Source organism: Polaribacter vadi, from assembly GCF_001761365.1.
In the GTDB taxonomy this organism is placed as follows: domain Bacteria; phylum Bacteroidota; class Bacteroidia; order Flavobacteriales; family Flavobacteriaceae; genus Polaribacter; species Polaribacter vadi.
Window position 1 is genome coordinate 917,876 of the sequence record NZ_CP017477.1, and the last position, 23,908, is coordinate 941,783.

At 30.3% G+C, this 23,908-nt stretch carries 24 protein-coding genes; 12 read left to right on the top strand and 12 right to left on the bottom strand.

Features of this window, described 5'->3' with window-relative positions; genetic code table 11:
* The first annotated feature begins 9 nt into the window (after window positions 1–9).
* Together LPB03_RS04165 and LPB03_RS04170 are read left to right on the top strand one after the other, a co-directional pair.
* Window positions 10–459: a Fur family transcriptional regulator gene (locus LPB03_RS04165; protein WP_065319134.1), complete on the top strand. Its 450-nt coding sequence runs from the start codon at window positions 10–12 to the stop codon at window positions 457–459.
* A gap of 84 nt (window positions 460–543) precedes the next feature.
* Window positions 544–1,815 carry an adenylosuccinate synthase gene (locus LPB03_RS04170; protein WP_065319133.1) on the top strand — a complete coding sequence of 424 codons (1,272 nt, stop codon included), beginning with the start codon at window positions 544–546 and terminating at the stop codon, window positions 1,813–1,815.
* Between the two features lie 77 nt (window positions 1,816–1,892).
* Here the strand turns inward: LPB03_RS04170 and LPB03_RS04175 are convergent, their stop codons facing one another.
* From LPB03_RS04175 to nirK, 6 genes are all read right to left on the bottom strand, one after another.
* On the bottom strand, window positions 1,893–3,326 hold the full coding sequence (locus tag LPB03_RS04175) for a pyridoxal phosphate-dependent decarboxylase family protein (protein WP_065319132.1): 1,434 nt from the start codon (window positions 3,324–3,326) through the stop codon (window positions 1,893–1,895).
* 120 nt (window positions 3,327–3,446) lie between these two features.
* The gene (locus LPB03_RS04180; RefSeq protein WP_065319131.1) at window positions 3,447–3,788 is read right to left on the bottom strand and encodes a cupin domain-containing protein; all 342 of its coding nucleotides are present in this window, start codon (window positions 3,786–3,788) and stop codon (window positions 3,447–3,449) included.
* A 34-nt stretch (window positions 3,789–3,822) separates the two neighbouring features.
* Window positions 3,823–4,206, bottom strand: a complete 384-nt coding sequence (locus LPB03_RS04185; RefSeq protein WP_065319130.1) for a group III truncated hemoglobin — start codon at window positions 4,204–4,206, stop codon at window positions 3,823–3,825.
* A gap of 7 nt (window positions 4,207–4,213) precedes the next feature.
* On the bottom strand, window positions 4,214–4,924 hold the full coding sequence (locus LPB03_RS04190) for an SCO family protein (protein WP_065319129.1): 711 nt from the start codon (window positions 4,922–4,924) through the stop codon (window positions 4,214–4,216).
* A gap of 10 nt (window positions 4,925–4,934) precedes the next feature.
* A complete protein-coding gene (locus LPB03_RS04195; RefSeq protein ID WP_065319128.1) occupies window positions 4,935–5,699 on the bottom strand; it encodes a formylglycine-generating enzyme family protein in 765 nt (254 codons plus the stop codon).
* An 11-nt stretch (window positions 5,700–5,710) separates the two neighbouring features.
* Complete coding sequence (nirK, locus tag LPB03_RS04200) at window positions 5,711–7,168, bottom strand: copper-containing nitrite reductase (protein ID WP_065319127.1); 1,458 nt, start codon at window positions 7,166–7,168, stop codon at window positions 5,711–5,713.
* 148 nt (window positions 7,169–7,316) lie between these two features.
* Between nirK and LPB03_RS04205 the strand changes: the two genes are divergently transcribed.
* From LPB03_RS04205 to LPB03_RS04220, 4 genes are all read left to right on the top strand, one after another.
* The gene (locus LPB03_RS04205; RefSeq protein WP_065319126.1) at window positions 7,317–7,754 is read left to right on the top strand and encodes an RrF2 family transcriptional regulator; all 438 of its coding nucleotides are present in this window, start codon (window positions 7,317–7,319) and stop codon (window positions 7,752–7,754) included.
* On the top strand, window positions 7,751–8,965 hold the full coding sequence (locus LPB03_RS04210) for a hypothetical protein (protein WP_065319125.1): 1,215 nt from the start codon (window positions 7,751–7,753) through the stop codon (window positions 8,963–8,965). The genes LPB03_RS04205 and LPB03_RS04210 overlap by 4 nt, the downstream gene beginning before the upstream one ends.
* A 72-nt stretch (window positions 8,966–9,037) precedes the next feature.
* Window positions 9,038–10,678, top strand: coding sequence for an OstA-like protein (locus LPB03_RS04215; RefSeq protein WP_170324205.1), 1,641 nt, complete (start codon window positions 9,038–9,040; stop codon window positions 10,676–10,678).
* On the top strand, window positions 10,671–11,858 hold the full coding sequence (locus LPB03_RS04220; protein ID WP_065319124.1) for an aspartate aminotransferase family protein: 1,188 nt from the start codon (window positions 10,671–10,673) through the stop codon (window positions 11,856–11,858). The genes LPB03_RS04215 and LPB03_RS04220 overlap by 8 nt, the downstream gene beginning before the upstream one ends.
* A 79-nt stretch (window positions 11,859–11,937) precedes the next feature.
* Here LPB03_RS04220 and leuB read toward each other — a convergent pair whose 3' ends face one another.
* The 4 genes from leuB to leuC all read right to left on the bottom strand — a co-directional run bounded on the left by leuB (window position 11,938) and on the right by leuC (window position 17,144).
* Window positions 11,938–12,993: a 3-isopropylmalate dehydrogenase gene (leuB, locus tag LPB03_RS04225; RefSeq protein ID WP_065319123.1), complete on the bottom strand. Its 1,056-nt coding sequence runs from the start codon at window positions 12,991–12,993 to the stop codon at window positions 11,938–11,940.
* A gap of 350 nt (window positions 12,994–13,343) precedes the next feature.
* Entirely contained in the window at window positions 13,344–14,864 is a 1,521-nt protein-coding gene (locus LPB03_RS04230) for a hydroxymethylglutaryl-CoA lyase-like TIM-barrel protein (RefSeq protein ID WP_065319122.1), read from the bottom strand.
* Between the two features lie 168 nt (window positions 14,865–15,032).
* Window positions 15,033–15,632 (bottom strand): 3-isopropylmalate dehydratase small subunit, encoded by a 600-nt coding sequence (gene leuD / locus LPB03_RS04235; RefSeq protein WP_065319121.1) that lies wholly within the window; start codon window positions 15,630–15,632, stop codon window positions 15,033–15,035.
* 114 nt (window positions 15,633–15,746) lie between these two features.
* Entirely contained in the window at window positions 15,747–17,144 is a 1,398-nt protein-coding gene (gene leuC, locus LPB03_RS04240) for a 3-isopropylmalate dehydratase large subunit (RefSeq protein WP_065319120.1), read from the bottom strand.
* Window positions 17,145–17,537: 393 nt separating this feature from the next.
* On the opposite strand from leuC, the gene LPB03_RS04250 reads away from it, so the two are divergent.
* From LPB03_RS04250 to LPB03_RS04275, 6 genes are all read left to right on the top strand, one after another.
* The gene (locus tag LPB03_RS04250; protein ID WP_065319118.1) at window positions 17,538–17,987 is read left to right on the top strand and encodes a hypothetical protein; all 450 of its coding nucleotides are present in this window, start codon (window positions 17,538–17,540) and stop codon (window positions 17,985–17,987) included.
* 164 nt (window positions 17,988–18,151) lie between these two features.
* Entirely contained in the window at window positions 18,152–18,358 is a 207-nt protein-coding gene (locus tag LPB03_RS04255) for a hypothetical protein (protein ID WP_065319117.1), read from the top strand.
* A 215-nt stretch (window positions 18,359–18,573) separates the two neighbouring features.
* Entirely contained in the window at window positions 18,574–18,798 is a 225-nt protein-coding gene (locus LPB03_RS04260) for a hypothetical protein (RefSeq protein WP_065319116.1), read from the top strand.
* A gap of 371 nt (window positions 18,799–19,169) precedes the next feature.
* Window positions 19,170–19,850, top strand: a complete 681-nt coding sequence (locus tag LPB03_RS04265; RefSeq protein WP_065319115.1) for a tetratricopeptide repeat protein — start codon at window positions 19,170–19,172, stop codon at window positions 19,848–19,850.
* A gap of 63 nt (window positions 19,851–19,913) precedes the next feature.
* Window positions 19,914–20,378, top strand: coding sequence for an Mpo1 family 2-hydroxy fatty acid dioxygenase (locus LPB03_RS04270; RefSeq protein WP_065319114.1), 465 nt, complete (start codon window positions 19,914–19,916; stop codon window positions 20,376–20,378).
* A 162-nt stretch (window positions 20,379–20,540) separates the two neighbouring features.
* The gene (locus LPB03_RS04275) at window positions 20,541–20,879 is read left to right on the top strand and encodes a tRNA-binding protein (RefSeq protein WP_065319113.1); all 339 of its coding nucleotides are present in this window, start codon (window positions 20,541–20,543) and stop codon (window positions 20,877–20,879) included.
* Here LPB03_RS04275 and LPB03_RS16500 read toward each other — a convergent pair.
* Together LPB03_RS16500 and LPB03_RS04280 are read right to left on the bottom strand one after the other, a co-directional pair.
* Window positions 20,876–21,034, bottom strand: a complete 159-nt coding sequence (locus LPB03_RS16500; protein ID WP_083187132.1) for a YqaE/Pmp3 family membrane protein — start codon at window positions 21,032–21,034, stop codon at window positions 20,876–20,878. The genes LPB03_RS04275 and LPB03_RS16500 overlap by 4 nt on opposite strands.
* Before the next feature lie 302 nt (window positions 21,035–21,336).
* Window positions 21,337–23,826, bottom strand: a complete 2,490-nt coding sequence (locus LPB03_RS04280) for a M14 family zinc carboxypeptidase (RefSeq protein WP_065319112.1) — start codon at window positions 23,824–23,826, stop codon at window positions 21,337–21,339.
* Window positions 23,827–23,908: the final 82 nt, after the last annotated feature.

Here is a 23,908-nt window from a genome sequence, read left to right on the forward strand (position 1 = left end):
ATTAAAATTATGAGTAATTCTCTTGAAAACCAAGAACTAGTTAAAAAAGTTTTTACCTCTTATCTGCAAGAGCATAAACACAGAAAAACACCTGAACGTTATGCTATACTCCAAGAAATTTATGATGCTGAAGAGCATTTTGATATAGAATCGCTCTATATTAAAATGAAAAATAAAAATTATAGAGTTAGTAGAGCAACTTTATACAATACCATCGATTTATTATTAGACTGTAATTTAGTTCGTAAGCATCAATTTGATGGGCAATCTATGGCTCGTTACGAAAAAAGTTACTTCGATAAAAATCACGATCATGTAATTTTTACAGATACTGGAGAAGTAAAGGAATTCTGTGATCCAAGGATTCAAATTATAAAAAAAACGATTGAAGATATTTTTGAAATTGATATTCATAATCATTCACTTTATTTTTACGGAACAACTAAGAAAAAAGAATAAGCAATATTTAGTAGGCAGTTTTCAGTATCAGTCTGCAGAAAAACAAATAAACGATTATACAAATAAACAATTACACAAAACAAAATGGCTGTAGATTTATTACTAGGATTACAATGGGGAGATGAAGGAAAAGGTAAAATTGTAGATGTTTTAACCAACAATTACGATATTATTGCACGCTTTCAAGGTGGACCAAATGCAGGACATACTTTAATTTTTGACGGATTTAAACATGTTTTACACACAATTCCTTCAGGTATTTTTCACAAAACAGCATTAAATGTTGTTGGAAATGGTGTGGTTATAGACCCAGTAATCTTTAAAAAAGAATTAGAGAATTTAGACAAACACAATATCGATTATACATCTAGATTATTAATTTCTAGAAAAGCACATTTAATTTTACCTACACATAGATTATTAGATGCAGCTTCTGAAACATCTAAAGGAAAAGCAAAAATTGGTTCTACTTTAAAAGGAATTGGTCCAACTTATATGGACAAAACTGGTAGAAATGGAATGCGAGTTGGTGATTTAGAATTAGAAAACTGGAAAGAAAAATACGATGCTTTAACAGAAAAGCATTTAAAAATGTTACAATTTTTTGATGTTCAGGTTGAGTATGATTTGAAAGAATTAGAAAATGAATTCAAAAAAGGAATTGATAAACTAAAAACATTAAAATTTATTGATAGCGAAGAGTTTTTAAATCAAGCTATTAAAGATAAAAAAACAATTTTAGCAGAAGGCGCACAAGGTTCTTTGTTAGACATTGATTTTGGAACCTATCCTTTTGTAACCTCATCTAACACAACAGCTGCAGGTGCTTGTACAGGTTTAGGGGTTGCTCCAAACAGAATTGGTGATGTTTTTGGAATCTTTAAAGCCTATACAACAAGAGTTGGTTCTGGACCTTTTCCTACAGAATTGTTTGACAAAGATGGAGAAACAATGGCAAGTGTTGGGCACGAATTTGGTGCAACAACTGGTAGACCAAGAAGATGTGGTTGGTTAGATCTAGTAGCCTTAAAATACGCAGTAGATGTAAATGGTGTTACACAATTAATGATGATGAAAGGAGATGTACTTTCTGGTTTCAAAACTTTAAAAATTTGTACTTCTTACAATTATAAAGGGGAGGAAATTACGCATTTACCATATAACATAGAACCAGAAAACGTTTCTGTAAACTATACAGAGTTTAAAGGTTGGGAAGAAGATTTAACAAAAATGACTTCTGCAGATCAATTGCCTAAAAACTTAATGGACTATGTTGCTTTTATTGAAAAAGAAACAGGAGTTCCTGTAAGTATTGTTTCTGTTGGACCAGATAGAAAACAAACAATTAACAGATAAGTTTATTCAATTAATTACATAAAAAAAAGCATCTTTTAAATTCTAAAAGATGCTTTTTTACATTGATAAAAGTAGCTTTACTTCCACTCTTCTAAAATTTCTGTTGCAAAATTACTACATTCATTTAAGGTATCTTTTATATGCTGAATTGTAGTATTAGGATTTATCAAACACATTCTAATAACCACTTGATTTTGTAAAATAGTTGTTACTAATAATGCTTCTCTAGAATCAATCATTCTAGAAGAAATTTCTTGATTCAATTTGTCTAATTTATCTTCGGGTAATTCTAAATGAATAGGATTATATCTAAAATTGATGATGGCCAAAGTTGCTTGCGATACAATTTCCCAATTGCTACTTTTTCTTAATAAATCTTCAGTTTCTTCTGCTAAATCAATATTATAAGTTACCGCTTTTTTAAACGCATTTAAACCATAAGTTTTTATAGACATATAGAATTTTAAAGCTCTAAATCTTCTAGTTAATTGAATTCCATAATCGTAAAAATTAATTTCAGATTCATTCCCTTCAATATCTCTTAAATACTCTGGTTTTTCACTGAAAGTACCACTCAACCACGATTTATCTTTTACAATTAAACAGCCAATTTCATAAGGCTGAAAAAACCATTTATGAGGATCTACAGTTAAAGAATCTGCTCTTTCAATACCTTTTAAAGCAAGATTTCCTTTTTTTGATAACATAGCTGCAGCACCATAAGCACCATCAATATGAAACCATAAATTTTCTTTTTCACAAATATCTGCTAACGTATCTAAAGGATCTACAGTTCCTGTATTTGTAGTTCCTGCAGTGGCAATAATGCAAAAGGGTTCATTGCCTTTTAATCGATCTCTAGCAATTTCATTTTTTAGTTTGTTAATGCTAATTCTAAACTCGATATCTGTAGGAATAATTCTAATTTGTTCTTTTTTAAAGCCTAAAACTCGAATTGCTTTTATGTTTGATGAATGTGCTTGATCTGACAAATAAATTATTGATTTCGAAAAATCTTCACCACATTTTACTCTTCTTGCAGTAGTTAATGCAGTTAAGTTAGCCATAGATCCACCACTTGTAAAAATACCTCCACCATTTTCAACAGGAAAATTAAAAATTTTCAAAATCCAGTTTAAGGTTACAATTTCTAACTCAGCAGCTGCAGGAGCAATATTCCATCCACCAGAAAAAATATTAAAACCTGTTGCCAAAGAATCTGACATAGCACTAATAAAATTACTTGGTCCAGGTACAAATGAAAACGATTTTGGGTGCGAAATAATAATACTATTTGGCATTACATTTTTCATTACAAAATCTAATACGTCATCTGCACTTGTAGCTTCATCAGGTGCTTCACTTAAAAAAATGGTGTCCATTTCTTTACGAGAAGCCTTTTTTACAGGCTTTTTATGTTCAACTTCAGTAAAGTGATTAACTATCTGATCTACAATTTTATATCCATAAGAAGTCATTTCTTCTTTGGTCATTTCAAAAGGTGAGTTCATTTGTTTTGTTTAAGCTTTCAAAATTATAACATCTATAAAAACTAAAAGCGAAATAACTGATTAATTTTTCAGTTATTTCGCCATTTACGATAATGTGTGAAAAAAATCTAAGAAGTTAAATTAACCTTCAATTACTTTTTCAACTCTACTCATTTCATCATTTTTTGTTAGTGTTAATTTAACAATGCTATTTTCTAATGCATTTAAATCATGAGGAACATTACTATTCAAAGAAATTAAACTTCCTTTTTTTAGATTTAAAATTTCATTATTAACTCCAAAATCAATAGTTCCATCTACAATTTCTACAACAATAGGAAACGATGTTTTATGTTTTTTCATTTCAGTTCCACTATGCATCGCTATTCTAATTTCTTTTGTAAAAGGAGTTTCAAATAGTACGTTTATCAATGGTCTTTTTTCATTGAATTCTAAATCGGTATATAAGTTTGCTGTTTTCATAATGCTTAATTTAATAATTGTTTAAAATGCATTTTTAACGATGATTCCACATTGCCATAAATTGCCCATGTGCCATTCTTCTTGAAGCTTCTTTGGCTTTTAACGCTAAAGTTCCTTCAAAATTTTCGTCTAATGTTTCAAACCAAAGTTGCAGCCATTGCCCAAAATGAGTTTGACTTGTAGTATGGTTTAAGTTACGATCTACTGCAATATGTTTTTGAGTAGGGTTTCCTTTAAATTTTGCAACACCAAACAGATTCGTTTCCCAAAAGTCAGTTAATTTTAAAAGATGTTCTGGCCATTTTTCATCAGGAATATGACTATTAAAAATAGGTCCTAATAAAGAATCTTTTCTAATTTTGCCATAAAACTCATGCACAAGAAATGAAACATCTTTTCTAGTTTCAATAGTTTTCATAAAATTATTATTGGTTTACTGTTTCTATAATTTTTGCAATTGTTTCTTTATTATCAACTCCTAAACCTTCTTGTTGATGAACCAATTCTCCACCAGGATTAAAAACACTTATAATGTTTGAATGTGAAAAATCTAAGGGTGAAATCTGCTTATATTTTACAGCTAAAACATTGGCAAATTCTCTAACATTGCTTTCTGTTCCTTGTAAAAACGTCCATTGTTCTCCATCTATATAATTGTCAACAGCAAATTGTTTTAGTTTTTCTGGTGTATCATTTTCTGGATCGATGCTAATAAAAACAAACTGAACATCGTCTTTATATTCTGCTGGAATTTTTTGCTCAATATTTCTCATATCACCAGTTAATCTTGGACAAGCAGCTTTACAAGTAGTATAAACCATGACCATAACTAAAGTTTTACCTTTTAGTTCTTTTAAGGTGATGGTTTTACCTTCTTCTGTATTCCAACTTGAAGTTAAATTAAAAATAGATTCTTCAGAAATCTCAGTACTTAAAACTTTTTTTGATGCTTTTGAAAGGAGTCTTAAATCCATTTCACAAACAGGACAAGTACCTTTTTCTGAATAGACTTTTTCACCTTCACATTTCATTGGACATTGATATTCAATTTTAGCTGTCTCGTCTTTACTTTTTTTATCACAAGAAACTAACAATGTGAGTGTTGTAAATAATAGAATGAATTTTATTGATTTCATAATTGTTTCTTTAATTATCTTTTACACATCTAAAACCTAGGTTTTTCATGGTATATTTTGCTTTTAAACTCCCTCTAATTGCATAACGCATAAACGCTGCATAATTCATTAAATCTGTTGCATTTATAGCTGCACTTCCACAGAATAAATTACTATCCTTATCTACATCTTTTCTAGATTCTCCTGTAATTAAAACAGAATTAAAATCGGAGGTCCATTCCCAAACTAATCCATGTAAATCGTACACTTGCCAATAATTTTTAAACGTTGAACCAATTGTTTGATTAAATGTTTTTGGTTTTTCGTACCAACTTAATATAAATTGGTTGTAGTTTTTTAAGGATCTAGCATCTGGCATCGTTTTATTTGCCATTGCAACATACTCCCATTCATCTACAGTTGGCAATCTTTTTCCTTGATTTTCACAATAACTTTTGGCTGCAAACCAAGATATATTTGTGATGGGTGAATTCAATTTTTGATTTGCATTTAAAAGTGTATCATTTTGCCAATCTCTTAAATAACTTTCATCAACAAATAATTTTATGGCTTTAGATCTTTGCCAATTTGGTTTTTTTTTCACATAATCCACATACTCTTTATTGGTTACAGGATATACATCTATCCAGAAATCATCAATAGTAACCATCAAAGAATCTCTACCATATAAAGGAATATATTCTCCTCCTTTAATTTTTACAATTTTAGACTGACAATTTAAATTTATTGAATTTAGAAATATCAAAAAAATTGCCAGTCTTAAAATAATTTTCATTGTAATTTGTTTTATTTATTTTTAACTTCTTGCACCATTTTTATACTAACATTCGTTTTATTATTTCCCCAAGAATTGTACACATAAGTCATAACATCTGCAACCTCTTCCTCTGTTAAAGTTTGTCTCGTCATTACACTGTTATACTTCTTACCATTTACAGTGATTTCTCCTGTTTTTCCATTTAAAACGATACCAATTGCTCTATTTACATCAGCATTTAAATAATCTGATTTCGCTAAAGGAGGAAATGCATTTGGTATTCCTTGACCTTCTGCTTGATGACATGCAAAACAAGTATTCATATAAACTTGTTTTCCATCTTTCAATTTCTTTAACAATGATTTTTCTTTAACAACAGCCACTACTTTTTCCTTAGTCTCTTTTGTTTCAGGCATTGTTTGAATTGTTCCTCCTTCTGGATGATAAATTCCTTCTTGTTTTACACCTGAATATAAACTCTTTTTTTCTTCTCCTGTAACTTTTAACATTCCTAAAGCACCTTTATTAAAAGCTCTAAAAATTGCATGGTCCACTAAAATAAAGGTACCAGGAACCTCTACTTTAAAATCTACAATTGCAGCACCTCCAGCAGGTATTGATGTAGTTTGCACATTTTTATTGATTAAATCTCCACCTTCTACATGTACATTATCAAAAATTTCTCCAATAACGTGAAAAGACGATGTTAAGTTTGGCCCACCATTACCAACAAATAAACGAACAGTTTCACCCACATTTGCAGTAATTGCATTATCTCCTGTTAAGGCATTTACAGCACCATTAAAAACTACATAATCTGCATCTTCTTTAATCGCTTTTGTCATATCAAAAGGCTGTAATCCTCTTTCGCCAGTTGCTCCTTTTGTATAAAAATCTCCTTGCATAATATAATATTCTTTATCTACAGGTGGCAAACCTCCTTCTGGTTCTACTAAAATTAAACCATACATTCCGTTTGCAATATGCATTCCTACAGGTGCAGTTGCACAATGATAAACATATAAACCAGGATTTAAAGTTTTAAAAGAGAATGTTTTTTCATGACCTGGAGCAACAAAAGATGATTCTGCTCCACCTCCAGGACCTGTAACTGCATGTAAATCTATGTTATGAGGTAATTTATTATCTGGATGATTAGATAAGGTAAACTCAACCAAATCTCCTACTCTAGTTCTTATAAAACTTCCAGGTACAGAACCTCCAAAAGTCCAATATAAATATTGCACACCATCAGTCATGGTTCCTTCTTTTTCAATAATTTCCATATTAACAAGCAACTTTTTAGCAGATCTGTTACCAACTGGTGCTGGCACAAAAGGGGGTGATGTTAATTCTGCATCCATAGTTCCTTTAACATAGATATTTGCAGTATCTACAATTGCTATTTCTTGTTTTGATTCATTTTTACAGCTTGTTACTAACAAACTTACAATGAATAACAAACAGACTAATTTTAAAAATTTCATAGTGTATCGTTTTAAATGTATTACTTCAGTTAAAAAAGACCTTTTTATCTTTTTATGTTACAAAAATACAATCTCATTACTTTTAAAAACATGATAAATATCATATAAAAAGATAAAATTATCTTTTTATATTAGCCAAAAGAATTTTATGTTATCAAAAGCTAGTAAATACGCCATTGCTGCAGTTTTATACCTAACCAATAATGCTACAAAAGAGCAAAAAATAGGGTCTAAAATTATTGCAGAAAAATTAGAATTACCTGCACCTTTTTTAGCAAAAACAATGCAAGAACTCACAAAAAAAGGTTTAATAAAATCTGTAAAAGGTCCTCATGGAGGTTTTTATTTAAGTAAAAAAGATAAAGAAAATACAGTTTATGAAATTATTGATTGTGTAGATGATATTACAAAATTTGATCAATGTTACTTAGGGCAATCTGAATGTAGTGAAGAGAATCCTTGTGTAGTGCATTATTTGTATGTTCCATTTAAAAATGAGTTACTAAATAAATTTAAAAACAAAACAATTTTAGAAATGGCAACTGAATTTGCAAAAAATAATAAATTGAATGAAATTATAAAATGATTTCCATAAAAAAACAAATTCTAGTAAGCCTTTTCTATTTTTTAATTGCGAGTAGTTTAGGAATTTTACTACGCCTTTTTCCTGTAGCCAATGTAAATGCCACCTATAAATATTTAGTTCATACACACTCTCACATTGCACTTTTAGGTTGGGTGTATGTTGCTTTAACATCATTAATTTTTCATTTATGTATTAAAGATGATGTTCAAAAAAAGTATTCAAGAGTATTTTGGTGTACGCAAATAACAATTATAGGCATGCTTTTAAGTTTTCCGATAACTGGGTATGCAGTATTCTCAATTATTTTTTCTACTCTTTTCTTAATTTGCTCTTATTGGTTTTATCTTTTTTTTAGAAAAAATAATACGTGCGAAAAAAAAAGCTATTCTTATAAATTCATAAATACTTCCCTCCTATTTATGGTGTTTTCTAGCATAGGTCCTTGGGCTTTAGGAATTATCATGAACACTTTAGGAAACACTTCTCATTGGTATAAAAATGCCATTTATTTCTATTTGCATTTTCAATATAATGGCTGGTTTATTTTCTGTTTACTAGGAATCTTTTTAATCTTTATTGAAAAAAACAAGATTAATATTGATACAAAAACACTTTCTACCTTTTATAGAAACTTAACAATCAGTTGTTTTCTTACCTTGTTTTTATCATTTCTATGGATAAATCCTCCAAAATACATCTTTGTTTTATCTACTTTAGGTGTTATTTTTCAACTGATAGCATTGTTCCAATTTCATCAAATATTAATCGGAATTAAATCTCAAATAGCTGAAATTTTAACGCCGTTTTTATATCAATTATTTAAATTTATATATGTTCTTTTTATCTCCAAAATTATACTACAATTTTTGTCTGATATTCCTTATTTATCAACCCTTATTTCACAAATTATAGATTTTGTTATTGGTTATTTACACCTTACATTTCTAGGTTTGGTCAGTTTAAGTTTGTTTATATTTCTTGCCTATTTTAAGTTGATAAAACTATCTGAATTTTGGGTAAAAATTTATCTTCTTGGTTTTATTATTTCCGAAGTTTTAATCTTTTATAAAGGTTTCTGTAATTGGCAACAATTGTCAATTTTCGAAAATTATTATCTTACACTTGTTTTGGTAAGTGGCTTAATTCCAATAAGTGTTTTTGGAATCTTCTTTCAAAATATTGTAAAAAGAAGGATTTTAATTAACAAATAATATCATCAACTTTCACTTTTATTTAAGTTGCAACAATATTCTTTTCATTATTTTTGTCGCAAAACAAACCTTTTGAAAAGAATCTTTTTTTTATTGCTGACTTTTTCTACACTATTTTCTTTTTCTCAAACAGAAGAGAAAGAAACAAGAAAAATTGAATACAAAGCTGAAATTCAAGAAGCTGATGAAGAGAAATATCCTGGAGCAACTGTGCTTATAGGAAACGTACAAATGAATCATGAAGGCATTGATTTAACTTGCCAACAAGCATTGTACTACAGAAAACAAAATTTCTTTAAAGCCATTGGAAACGTTCTTATAAAACAAGGTGATACCATTACTCAAACTAGCGATTATGCAGATTATGATGCGAATGCTAAACAAGCACTTTCTTGGGGAAATGTAGTCTTGAAAGACCCAACAATGACGTTAACTACAGATACTTTGCAGTTTGACAGAATTAATCAAAAATTGTATTACCAAAGTTATGCAACTATAAAAGACGAAACCAATACCTTAAAAAGTAAATACGGAAATTATTATTTAGAAGATAAAAAATTCATTGCAACTACAAGAGTTACAGTCGTAAATCCTGAACATAATTTAGAATCCGAGCATTTAAATTATTACACAGAAACTGGACATACGTATTTGTATGGACCATCCACCATTACAAACACACAAAACGAGAATAGAATTTATTGCGAAAAAGGTTTCTATGATACCAAAACCGATATTTCTCACTTTTTAGACAACGCAAAAATCTATTCTAAAGAAAGAACGATTGAAGGTGATAGTTTGTATTATGATAAAAAAAGAGGTTTTGCATCTGCCACCAACAATATTCAAATTATAGATACCGTTCAAAATTTTATTTCAAGAGGGAATTATGCTGAACTTTTTGAATTGAAAGATTCCTTATACATCATCAAAAAAGCGGTTGCCATTTCAATTATTGATAAAGATTCGATGTTTATTCATGGAGATACTTTATTGGTTACTGGAAAACCAAAAAAGCGAATTGTAAGAACCTATCACAATGTAAAAATATTTAAATCGGATTTGCAAGGAAAGTGCGATTCTATCCACACAAACCAAACAACTGGCTATACAAAAATGTATAGAAACCCTGTAATTTGGTCGGATCAAAATCAAATTACTGGAGACAGTATTTATCTACAATCCAATACAGAAACCGAAAACTTAGATTCTTTAAAGGTTTTTAATAACGCTTTTATTATTTCTAAAGATTCTTTATCTAAAGACGATTTCAACCAAATAAAAGGAAGAAATATGTATGGAAAATTTCTAGAAAATAAGCTAAAAACGTTGTTTGTAGAAGGAAATGCAGAGTCTGTTTACTTTAATAGAAACGAAGAAACTGATGTTTTAGAAACAATTACCAAAGAAATCTCCAGCAATATTGAGTTTGTTTTTGATAATGGCGAAATTGAATCTATCAAATATTTAAAAGCTTCAGAAGGTAAAACCTATCCTCCTTCCATGTTTCCTGATGAAGATAGAAAATTAAAAAACTTTATTTGGAGAGAAGATGAACAGCCTAAAAAAATGGAAGATATTTTTATAGTTGATAAAAATGATGGCAAAAAACCACCCTTAAAAAAGAAGTCTTCTAAAAATTCATCAGCAGTTATTCAAGATAAAAAATTAAAGGAGAAAAAGAAAGTTTCAAAGTTGCAAGATAATGAGTAATTCGAAAGCCGATTTTTACAAACACCAAGCACAAACATCACCTTATCCATTAGCTATAGAAGTTAGTCATGCAAATGGGAGTTATATTTATGATGTTGATGGAAAAAAATATTTAGACTTTGTTGCAGGCGTTTCTGCCAATAGTTTAGGACACAATCATCCAAAAGTATCAGAAGCTATTAAAAATCAAGTTGATAAGTACGCTCATGTAATGGTTTATGGCGAATTTATTCAACAACCACAAGTTGATTTATGTAAACTATTAGCAACTACTTTACCTGAAAATTTACAATCAATATATATTACCAATTCTGGAACAGAAGCTACAGAAGGTGCTTTAAAACTAGCTAAAAGAGTTACCAATAGATCAGAAATTATTGCCGCAAAAAATTCCTATCATGGAAACACAATGGGTGCCATGAGTGTTTCTGGTGTAGAAAAACAAAATGCAGCTTTTAGACCTTTAATTCCTGGATCAAAATTTATTGCTTTTAATTCTGATTTCGATTTGCAACAAATCACCACAAAAACTGCTGCAGTAATTTTAGAAACCATTCAAGGTGGAGCAGGTTTTATAGAGCCGCAAAAAGATTATTTATCCAACGTAAAAAAACGTTGCCAGGAAGTTGGAGCGTTACTAATTTTAGATGAAATTCAAACAGGAATTGGTAGAACAGGAACTTTTTGGGGTTTTGAAAATTACAATGTTGTTCCAGATATTATAATTACAGGAAAAGGTTTGGGTGGTGGAATGCCAATTGGCGCATTTATTGCTTCTTTTGAACATATGAGCTTATTAAAAGACAATCCTAAATTAGGACATATTTCTACTTTTGCTGGTCATCCCATAATTGCTGCAGCTGCTGTTGCTACAGTTACAGAAATTTTGGAGAAAGAGTATCTTTCAGAAAGTTTGCGCAAAGAAAAAATCATAAGAAAACATTTACAACATCCTGAAATCAAAGAAATTAGAGGCAAAGGTTTAATGTTGGCTGCCATTGTAGAATCGCCAGAATTAGCTGCAAAAATTGTTCTAAAATGTTTAGACAGAGGCTTAATTTTATTCTTCTTGTTGTTTGAAGCAAAAGCCATGAGAATTACACCTCCACTAACAATTTCTGATGAAGAATTGATAGCAGGTTGTCAACTAATATTAGAAGTTATCGAAGAAGTTTCTTAAAACTAATTCAAATAAAAAATGCGTTAAAGTTATATTCTAAAATATAATTTTAACACATTTTTTTATTGTAATATATTTCTTAAATATTCGCTGCTAACCAGTCACCAACTTCTTTAGTTCCGTAACTTTTTGCGCCATCAGATAAATCTTCTGTAACAATTCCTTTTTCTAAAGCACTATTTACAGCATCTCTAATTGCTTTTCCTTCTGCTTGTAAACCAAAGTTTTCGAACATCATTGCTGCAGATAAAACTGTAGCCATTGGGTTGGCAATATTTAAACCAGTTGCTTGTGGGTAAGAACCGTGAATTGGTTCAAACAAACCAATATCTGCACCTAAAGAAGCACTTGGCATTAAGCCCATAGAACCAGAAATTACAGATGCTTCATCTGTTAAAATATCTCCGAATAAATTCTCGGTAATTAACACATCATAACTATTTGGCCACTGAACTAAACGCATAGCAACTGCATCTACAAACTCATAAGAAACCTCCACTTCAGGATAATCTTTTTCCATAGCTTGCACAGTTTCTCTCCATAATCTCGATGTTTCTAAAACATTGGCTTTATCTACACAACATAATTTTTTAGAACGCGTCATGGCTAATTCAAAACCTTTTTTTGCTAATCTAATTACTTCAGCTCTTGTGTATACACAGTTGTCAAAAGCTGTTTCTCCATCATCTCTTCTACCCTTTTCTCCAAAGTAAATTCCACCTGTTAATTCACGTAAAAAAACCAAATCTGTTCCTTCAATACGTTCTCTTTTTAAAGGTGATTTATCTAACAAAGAAGGAAATGTAAACGTTGGACGAACATTCGCAAATAAGCCTAATTTTTTACGCATTTTTAGCAATCCTTGTTCTGGACGTACTTTTGCTGATGGATCGTTATCGAACCTTGGATGCCCAATTGCACCAAATAAAACTGCATCTGAAGACGCACAAATTTCGTGCGTTGAATCTGGATAAGGTTCTCCAACTGCATCAATGGCTGCAGCTCCAGTTAAAGCTGGTCTCCATGTAATTTCATGATTGAATTTCTTTGCGATAGCATCTGATACTTTTACTGCTTGGTCTATTACTTCAGGACCAATTCCATCTCCTGCTAATAATGCGATATTTAATTTCATATAATATAAGCTTTTTGCTTTTTACGATTGGCTATTCGCACAATAAAAAAGCGACAATTTAATTTCTATTTATTTCGACTTCAACAAGTTAAGTCTGATATTTGTATTTTTACTAATATTCTTATTATATTTTAAAATGTTCTCGATACAATTTTTTCAAAAAATCGAACATCACTCGAACTGACAATTCTTTTAATCTTTATTAATATTGACCACATAGGAACATAGAAAACATAGACTATGTGAACTTTCATTTCTATGTAATCAGTTCTTGATTTTATTCTCAAACAAGCTAACTGAAAACTGCTACTGCCAACTGCCAACTGAAAACTGCCAACTGTAAACTTATTTTATATAATATTCAACATTTTCTCTGTCGCTTTTATAGCAGATACTGTTTGATCTGAATCTAAACCACGTGTTATAAATTCGTTTTTTTCTCTTTTCCAAGTGATGATTGTTTCACACAAAGCATCAGAATGACTTCCTGGAGGAATACGAACTGCATAATCTATCAAAGCTGGTAATTCTTTTTTACTATGTGTTTTGTACAACTTTTTTAAGGCGTTCATAAAAGCATCAAACTGTCCATCTCCCTGTGCATGGGCTTCATATAAAACACCTTCAACAATTAGTTGTAATGTTGTAGAGGGTTTCATGCCTTTTGCATGTCCTAAAACATAATTTTCTACAACAACGCGTTTCTCAATCGTATCTGAATCTAAAACATCAGAAATAATATAAGGTAAATCATCTTGAGAAACCACCTCTTTTTTATCTCCTAGCTCTATAATTCTCTGTGTTACTTTTTTTAATTCATCATCATTTAAACTGATGCCTAAATCTTGTAAATTCTTTTGAATATTTGCTTTTCCAGATGTTTTTCCTAAAGCATATTTACGTTTTCTACCAAAACGTTCTGGCATTAAATCGTTAAAATATAAGTTGTGCTTGTTATCTCCATCTGCATGAATTCCTGCAGTTTGTGTAAAAACATTGGCACCAACAACTGGTTTATTTACAGGAATTCTAAATCCTGAAAATGTTTCTACCAACTTACTAACTTTGTGTAATGCTTTTTCATTGGTTGTGATATTTACATCAACCAAAAAATCTTTAATAACAGCTAAAACACTAGCCATTGGTGCATTTCCTGCACGTTCACCCATTCCATTAATCGTTAAATGCAAACCATTTGCACCCGCTTTTACAGCTTCCATAACATTGGCAACTCCTAAATCGTAATCATTATGACCATGAAAATCGATATGAATTTCTGGGTATTTTGTGCGGACTTCATCAATATATAAAAACGTTTCTTTTGGAGTTAAAATCCCTAAAGTATCTGGCAATAAAATACGTTCTATATTTTGAGTTACTAAAAAGTCTAAATATTCAAAAACATAGGCTTTAGAATTTCGCATTCCATTGCTCCAATCTTCTAAATACACATTGGTTTTAATATTATTTTTCGCAGCTAAATCTATAGTCGCTTTAATGTCTGCAAAATGTTCTTTTGGTGTTTTTTTAAGTTGATGTTTTAAGTGATTTAAAGAACCTTTGGTTAATAAATTCTGAACTTTTGCACCAGTATCTAACATCCAATCAATAGATTTTCCTCCATCAACAAACGTTAAAACCTCTATTTTATCGATATTATTATTTTCTGATGCCCAAGCAGTAATTTTTTTAACAGCTTGTAATTCGCCCTCAGAAACTCTTGCAGAAGCAATTTCTAAACGATCTACTTTTAATTCTTCTAACAGTAATTTTGCAATGGTTAGTTTTTCTGAAACCGAAAAAGACACGCCTGATGTTTGTTCTCCATCACGCAATGTGGTATCCATTATTTCAATCTTTCTCTTGGTCATTGTTTATGAAAAGTAATTGAGGTTTTTCATTTTGATTCTTATTATTAAAATTCTATTTATAATAAATTTTATGCTGTCTGTTCGAGCGCAGTCGAGAACTCAACTTAGGTCTCGACTGCGCTCGACCTGACATATTTAATTAAACAAAATTTTATATAAATATCAAACCTAAAAAGGTCTTGTTTCTGCGAAATCAACAATTTCTCCTTCAATATTTTTTAGATAATCAATATCATCAAAACCATTTAACATATTGTCTTTTTTGTAGGTATTAATATCAAAAGATTCACTTTCTCCTGTAGCTACTAACGTTACAGTTTGGCTTGGTAAATCGACCTTAATTTCTGTTTTTGGATCTGCCATAATTGCATCAAACAAGCTATCAGCAAAACCTGCAGAAACTTGCACAGGCAAAACCCCAACATTTAAACAGTTGTTCTTAAAAATATCTGCAAAAGCCGATGAAATTACACAACGTAATCCAAAATCATATACAGACCAAGCTGCATGTTCTCTAGACGAACCTGAACCAAAATTTCTACCACCTACCAAAATTTTAGAACCTGCATAAATTTCTTTGTTCAAAGGAAAATCTGCTTTTGGTGTTCCATCTTGGTTGTATCTCCAATCTCTAAAAAAGTTGGTATCAAAATCAACACGTTCTGTCGCTTTTAAAAAACGAGCCGGAATTATTTGATCTGTATCTACATTCTCAATTGGTAATGGATATGCTGTACTTGTTAGTGTTGTAAATTTATCGTATGCCATTTTATTTGGTATTCAGTCTGCCAGTATTCAGCTGGCAGTCATTATGTTATTAAAATATTATTATGCTTGTAAAGAATCAGTTTTTGACTGTAAACTGATACTGTAAACTGCAAACTATACAAGAAGCGTCCTAGGATCTGTAACAACTCCTTGAACTGCAGAAGCTGCTGCTACTAAAGGACTTGCCAATAAAGTTCTAGAACCTGGACCTTGTCTTCCTTCAAAATTTCTGTTAGATGTTGAAACCGATAATTTTCCTGCTGGAATTTTATCATCATTCATAGCCAAACAAGCAGAGCAACCTGGTTCTCTTAACACAAAACCTGCGTCTGTAATAATTTTATCTAAACCTTCTTCTTTAATTTGATCTACCACTTTATGAGATCCTGGCACTAACCAAGCTGTAACATGTGCTGCTTTTTGTCTTCCTTCTACAATAGAACAAAAACCTCTAAAATCTTCAATTCTACCATTTGTACAAGAACCTAAAAACACAAAATCAATCGGTTTGCCAATCATAGAATCGCCTTCATTAAAAGACATATAACCTAACGATTTTTTGTAGGTTTCTACACCACCTTTTAAACTTTCTGCAATCGGAATCGATTTTGTAACCCCCATTCCCATTCCTGGATTGGTTCCATAAGTAATCATTGGTTCAATATCTGAAGCTTGATAAGTAAATTCCTGATCAAAAACAGCATCCTCTTCTGTATATAAAGTTTGCCAATAATTCATGGCTTTGTCCCAAGCATCTCCTGTTGGCGTTTGAGAACGTCCTTTTAAATATTCGAAAGTTTTTGCATCTGGAGCAATCATTCCTCCTCTTGCACCCATTTCTATCGATAAATTACACACTGTCATTCTACCTTCCATAGACATGTCTTCGAAAACTTCACCTGCATATTCTACAAAATAACCAGTAGCTCCAGAAGTAGTTTGTTTTGCTATAATGTATAAAGCAACATCTTTTGGAGTAACTCCCAAACCTAATTTACCAACTACGTTAATACGCATTTTTTTAGGTTTTGGTTGCATAATACATTGTGTAGACAATACCATTTCTACTTCACTAGTTCCAATTCCGAATGCAATTGCACCAAAAGCACCATGAGTTGATGTGTGAGAATCTCCACAAACAATTGTTGCTCCAGGCAATGTAATTCCGTTTTCTGGACCAACAACATGTACAATTCCGTTGTTTTTATCACCTAAACCCCAATGTGAAATTCCGTGCTTTTTAGCATTACTTTCTAAAGCATTTAACTGATTTGCAGACAATGGGTCTTCTACAGGCAAATGCTGATTGATGGTTGGCGTATTATGATCTGCTGTTGCAAATGTGCGTTCTGGATATAATACAGCGTTATTTCTGCTTTCTAATCCTAAAAAAGCAACAGGACTTGTAACTTCGTGAATAAAATGACGGTCTATAAAAAACACATCTGGTCCGTCTTTTATGCTACGAACTACGTGAGAATCCCAAACTTTATCAAATAATGTCTTTGCCATTTTTGTATATTTTTTTTTCGATTTTAATATCAGCTACCAAAAATACTTTTTTTATGCGTTTTTAGGTGGATGGTTTTGGTTCTTGCATTATTTTCAACTGTTCATGATGAACATATCTTTTTGATTATTAGATTTTTATACCGTTTTCAAATACGATGTCTATTTATTTTAGGAAGTTTTGCATTTGCTGTTGATAAGTTTAGCATAAGTGTTTTTAGAATTGATTTTGAATTTTGGTATATTTATGATTCTTAAATTCTTCTTATTTGCTATGGAGGTGTTTCTTATTGATTTTATAAAAGTAAAAAGTAAGTATATGCTTTTGATTGGTAAGGATATGAGGAATTAAAGTGTTTATATAAACATGTTGGACACAATTAAAATCAAAATCGTATGAACGAAAGATTTGAATTACAAAAACAATTCAGGCAAAAACAAGAAAAATATGTCTATTATGTAATAGCTTTATCAGTTGCATCAATTGGATTTGTAGTAAACCAAACTAATGAGGAAAGTTTAAATTTTTATCAAATCCCTGCTGGATTAGCAATATTATCTTGGGGGTATAGTGTTTATTGTGGTTTAAGTTTTATGAAGTATATCATAAGTACACTTTTCGCAAATGATACTTATTTAGCTATTCTTGAAGGAAATCATCCTGAAATAGGAAAAGATAGTATAAAACAAGAATTAGCTGCTAAAGGAACAATGGAAGCTATTAAATTTAATTCAAAAACGGCAATGAAATTATCTAAATCCCAAAACTTATTTTTCATAACAGGAATGATTTTATTTTTAATTTGGCATCTTTTAGAAATGTTTAATAATACTTTACTTTCTTAAAATTTATGTAATTAAAATAGAAGATTCTTTAGTTTTTCAATATAAAAAAATAGAAAATTATTTTATAGACAATAACAAAGTTTTTGAAGTTTCAAAAAATGAAAAAATTGACTTTGGACTGATTAAAAACATAATTAATAAATCGGAAGTTAAATCCAATATTTATGGAATTCTTATACGAGAAAAAAAACAAAAAAGAATGGGAATTAAAATATATTGGACAAAGAAAATCAAAATTTATAAAAGATCGGTTAAGACAACATTTATTTAAAAAACATAATAAAACTGGAACTCAATTAGACAAAGTTTTATTAGAACTGAAAAAAGTAAACGAAATTGGTATCAAATTATTTTCAGTAATTCCAGACTAACTTAGACAGTACTATGAACAAAAATTACTACAAAGTTAAAAAAGTACTACTTGGAATAAACAAAATAAAAGTGCCCAACAAAGAACTCAGCTAAAAACAAAATAAATGCGTCGTTAAATCTAGTCAATAGTTTTCTAGCATAGTTAAAGCAAAATAATCAACATAGCATTCTAAATTATTCCAATTCACCTATCTTACAAGCCTAAACCAAAACCATGTATATAAACTTACTTTCTTGTGATGCTCAAAGACCCGATAAAAGAGCCATTGCCAAATGCATTGCTGAAATTTCTGTAAATGTTAGTGATTCTTTAGCAAATGAATTCACCGAAATTTTGTTAGAAGGTGATGTTGTAGACATCGAATTAAATGATAAAAGCAAAGGTTCTGGTTTAAGAGCTTTGCGTAAATTAGATATCGATTATGAAATTGTGGAATAGTTTTAAGAGCTAAGGTTTTTTATTTAGTTAATTGTATTCCTCACAGTTTGTCTTGCTGAAAGCATCTCACACAAGAGTAAAAATTGTATCCTAAAAGCTTGATGTGGGATTTCTACGAAATGACAAAGTGAGTGGGAATTGAGCGTTAAAAAAGCGGAATTAAAACAAACTCCTCACAGTTTATCATGTTGAAAGCATCTCACAGAAAAGAGAAAACCATTTTTTAATAAATTATTTTCTTAAAAATTTATTATGGAATTTCTACGAAATCATAAAGTAGATGAGCATTCATATTTTAAAAAACTTTACATTTTCTGTAACAAAACGACTAAATTGGTCGTCTAAAATAGAGAATCTATTAAACATCAACCATGAAAAAACTAAGCTACCTTTTAATTTTATGCATTCTAATAAGCAGTTGTACTTCACAAAAAAATACGGAAGATTTTATCAATGCAACTTCTGGCAGATATTTATTTAACGCTAATGAAGTTTTAGAAATTTATTTTGAGGAGGCAGAAATGCATGCAAAATGGCGTGGAAATGATAATATTGAGTTGTTAAAAGTAAGTGACAGCTCATTCTACATGAAAGAATTGAATGAAAAAATGATTTTTGTGAGCAATCCAACAATGCATATTGAACTGGCTCCCAAAACAGAACATGATGGAATTATATATCGTTTTGATAAAATGGCTAAAGGTGAAAAAACACCAGATGAATATTTTAAAGCCAAAGAATATGAAAAAGCATTGACTGGGTATTTGAATATTCAACTAAAAGATTCTTTAAATCCTACGATTAAAGAACGTACTTTAAATAAATTAGGCTATAATTATTTACGAAATAAAGAATATGACAATGCCATTGAAATTTTTAATATAAACAAAGCATTATATCCAAAAAGTTCTAATGTGTATGATGCTTTGGGTGATGGTTATTTAGCTAAAAAAGATACTACAAACGCTATCGTTTATTATCAAAAAACATTAGCTATAAATCCTGAAAACTCTAATGCTAAAAAGGCGTACAAAAAATTAACAGCGGAATAAATTAGCTTTAAATTTTATATTTCTTTCTTAAAATTACTATCTTTAAATTTCAATTTAAAGAACATGAAAACTGCCCAAGAATACTTTGATGAATATGCTCTAAGTCATCAAAATGAAACGAACCAAGCTATCCACTATATTTGTGTTCCGCTTATTTTTTTTAGTGTAATTGGTCTGTTAATGAGTATTCCTGCTACTTTTTTAAGAGATACTTTTGGTTTGTATAATCCTTTGTTAGAAAATTGGGCTGCTGTTGTTGGCGTACTTATTTCTTTCTTTTATTTAAAATTAGGCTTTTGGCATTTTGTTGAAATGCTTTTTGTGATGCTGCTTTGTATCATTCTTAATTTTTGGATTGGTAATAATTTTAATTTGCTCTATGTTTCCCTTGCCATTTTTGTGTTGGCCTGGATTGGTCAATTTTATGGTCATAAAGTGGAAGGCGCAAAACCATCGTTCTTAAAAGATTTAGAATTTTTATTAATTGGCCCACTTTGGGTGATACAGAAATTAGGGAAAAAGAAGTAACAAGTTGGAAGTTGGAAGTTGGAATTTGGAAGTTTAAAATAGTGTGATTTTTTAATACAACAAATACAGTTCTAAAGTAACAATTACAGTTAAAACTACAAATGCAAGACTGAGCTTGTCGAAGTCATTTTTATCCCAATTAAATTTATAATTACACAATCAATGAAACCAGCAATAACCTTCGAAGATTTTTTAAAAGTTGATATCAGAATAGGAACCATTATTGAAGTAAACGACTTTCCAAAAGCCAGAAAACCTGCATATCAACTTAAAATTGATTTTGGTGTTTTAGGGATTAAAAAATCGAGTGCACAAATTACAGATTTATATACGAAAGAAGATTTGCTAAATAAACAGGTTAGTGCAATCATCAACTTTAAACCAAGACAAATTGCCAATTTTATGAGCGAATGTTTGGTTTTAGGTATTTATAATACTGATGGAAATGTAGTTTTATTACAAGCGAATAAAAGCGCTAAAAATGGAGAGGAGATTTCTTAATTCTTTGGATTATTCAAAATCACCAAAGCTCCAATAATACCAGGAATCCAGCCACAAAGCGTTAGCAAAAATATAATTATAAAAGAACCACAACCTTTGTCGATCACAGAAAGTGGTGGAAAAAAGATGGCAAAAAATACTCTAAAAATACTCATGTATATATGGGTTAGTTATCAATAAGACGAATTACATCTAATTTTGTTACAGAAAAAATGCCATCAATTCACGAATTAAAAACTCAGGAATTAATGGCAAAAAAATTTATAAGTTTTTAGAGTTTTAAAAACTTCTCGATACAATTTTGATAAAAAAATCAAAATCACTCGAAGTGACATTTTCTTAATAATAAAAAGACCTCACAGGTTTTAAAAACCTGTGAGGTCTCGTTTTATATTAATAATTTTCAATCAGCTTATTGACTGCCAACTGAGGACTGAAAAACTGCCCACTGAAAAATCTACATTTTATCGCCAAAGAAAATAGTATTCATTAATAACTTATTAGTTCCGAACCAAAAAGCTCTAAAGTTGGTATTATCAGTAAAAACAATCACTCTACCTCTTCCAAAACGTTGTGCTTTAAAAGGAACAGTATTCGGAATTATTTTTGCATTTTCTTTAGATATATATCCACTTAATAATGGCTTTGCAGTATATTGAATTGGATTGTTATAACTGTTTTTATCAGCAGTAATAAACATGGTAGAGTTTCTAAACAAAGCCAATTTATCATTTTTATAACCGAAGTTTACAGGGTGAGATCTATCAACCTTTGCTTCAAAAATTGCGCCTCCAATAACTTGTGCTCCAGATTGTAAAGAACGGTTTTCAAAAGAAACATTTTTAACTGAATCTCTTTTTCGGCTCTCAAAATTTAAACTAATCATTTTATTACTTGCCAACCAACTTGCAGTATTTTTATACCCAACAATAATTCCTCCATTTTGTACCCAAGTTTTTAATTTTTCTACAGCAGTTTTTTCTAATCTACTACTTGGAATTATAATGTGGGTATATTTTGCAATGTTCATTCTATTAAAATCACGCGTATCTAAACGTGTTAAATGCATATCAAAACGTTGATCGAACAAATGCCAAATTTCTCCAGAATCGTTTCCTGTAACTCCATCTCCAACTAACATCGCTACTTTTGGTTTGGTAATAGATGAAAAATTATTTGAACCTAAATCAATTCCATCATTTAAACCAGTTGTAACACCAGCAATTTTAACGTGACTTTCAGCTGCAACTGTGTTCAAAAATTGATACAATTCTGCTGCATTTAATTCTTGGTTTTGCACAGGAATAAAAATGGTTCCATAATCGTAAGAATTCCCACCATTTTTAAAGTTTTTCATAGACACTTTTGCACGCAAACCTTTTTGCAAAATTGTATTTAAAGCTTTTGGAGCGTAAAATTCATTCCAAGGCATTAAATAACCATAATCACTTTTAAAAGAAACATTTCCTGCATTCATTTTTAAATCTGTGATTTCATTTCCTGCTTTTGAAATTGATACATTTTCTGCAAAATCAACTCCAAAAGAATGGTTGAAAGTCCAAGCAGAAACGTCATAAAACAAACTATCTTTAAACTTTGTTCTAACTTCAAACATCGCTTTTACCAAACGTTGGTTTTTCTGATTCATAGGAACTATATAACTATAACCTTTTTTAAAGGTTTTTCCATTTTCAGTAAAATCTTCTTTTACTTCATGAATTTTAATATGTTGCTTTTTCATTACTTCTGCCAAATGAAAACTTTTAGCAGCGTCTTTTTCATCACCAAAAACAATCGCTTTATTAGAGCCAGTATTTCTAGATTCTTCATAAAAATCTTGCTGAAATTGTAAGATTTTTACTCTCATACTTTTTGCAGCTTCTAAAGTAGATAAGGCTGCAGTAAATTGATTTCTAATAGTAAATGGAAACGTTAAGATTCCGTTTTCAGTTTCTTGTGCATGTCCTCTAGAACTTGCTTGTTCAAACAAAATACCAATACTTCCATTAATGTCTGGAAATGTAGATCCTTTTCCATAATAAAAGTCATCGAAACTTTCTTCTGAATAATACATAGAGCCAATTTTGTCTAACGCTTTTGCATGATAAGTTGCAATTTTTTTGGTTAAATCTTGGTTCATTTGTGGTGTAGAAGGATTTGTTCTACTTGGAATTCCTGGCTGAAAAAAGAAGCTAGAATTGCTACCCATTTCATGATGATCTGTTAAAATGTTAGGCAACCATTTATGAAAACTTGCAATTCTTGCAGTACTTTCTGGTAATTGAACTGGCAACCAATCTCTATTCATGTCAAATTGATAATGATTGGTTCTTCCTCTTGGCCAAATCTCAGAATATTCTCTATCATTAGAATCTGGATTGATGTTTTTACTTCTGTTTGTATTTGCCCAATAAGCAAAACGTTGTAAACCATCAGGATTTAAAGAAGGATCAAAAAGGATAACAGTATTGTTTAATAAATCATCTATATTATCTGCTGCAGCTAAATAATAGGCAACTGCCAAAGCTGCATTAGAGCCACTTGGCTCATTACCATGAATCGAAAATCCTTGGTAAACAACAATTGGATTTTTTGAAACATCAACAGAATTATTATTGGTAGCTTCTATATGTTTTTCACGAATATTATCTAAATTTTTATGATTTTCTGGAGAAGTAATTGTCAATAATAATAAAGGTCTTCCTTCGTACGTTTTACCTCTATTTTCTATGGAAATTCTATCTGAAGAAGCTGCCAAAACTTTCATATATTCCACTAACTTATCATGTGTAATATGCCACTCACCTACTTCATGACCAATTACAGATGCTGGAGTTGGTATGTTTTCGTTATAATTTGTATTTGCTGGCAAATAATAAGATAAATCTGTTTTTTGAGCAGATAACGTTATTGAAAATAACAATACAATAAAAAGAATTTTCTTCATATAAATGATGATTTTAAAGTTTGGTTTTGCACAAATATAAGAAATGGAAAACTTTATAAGATAGACTTTAACATACAGTTGT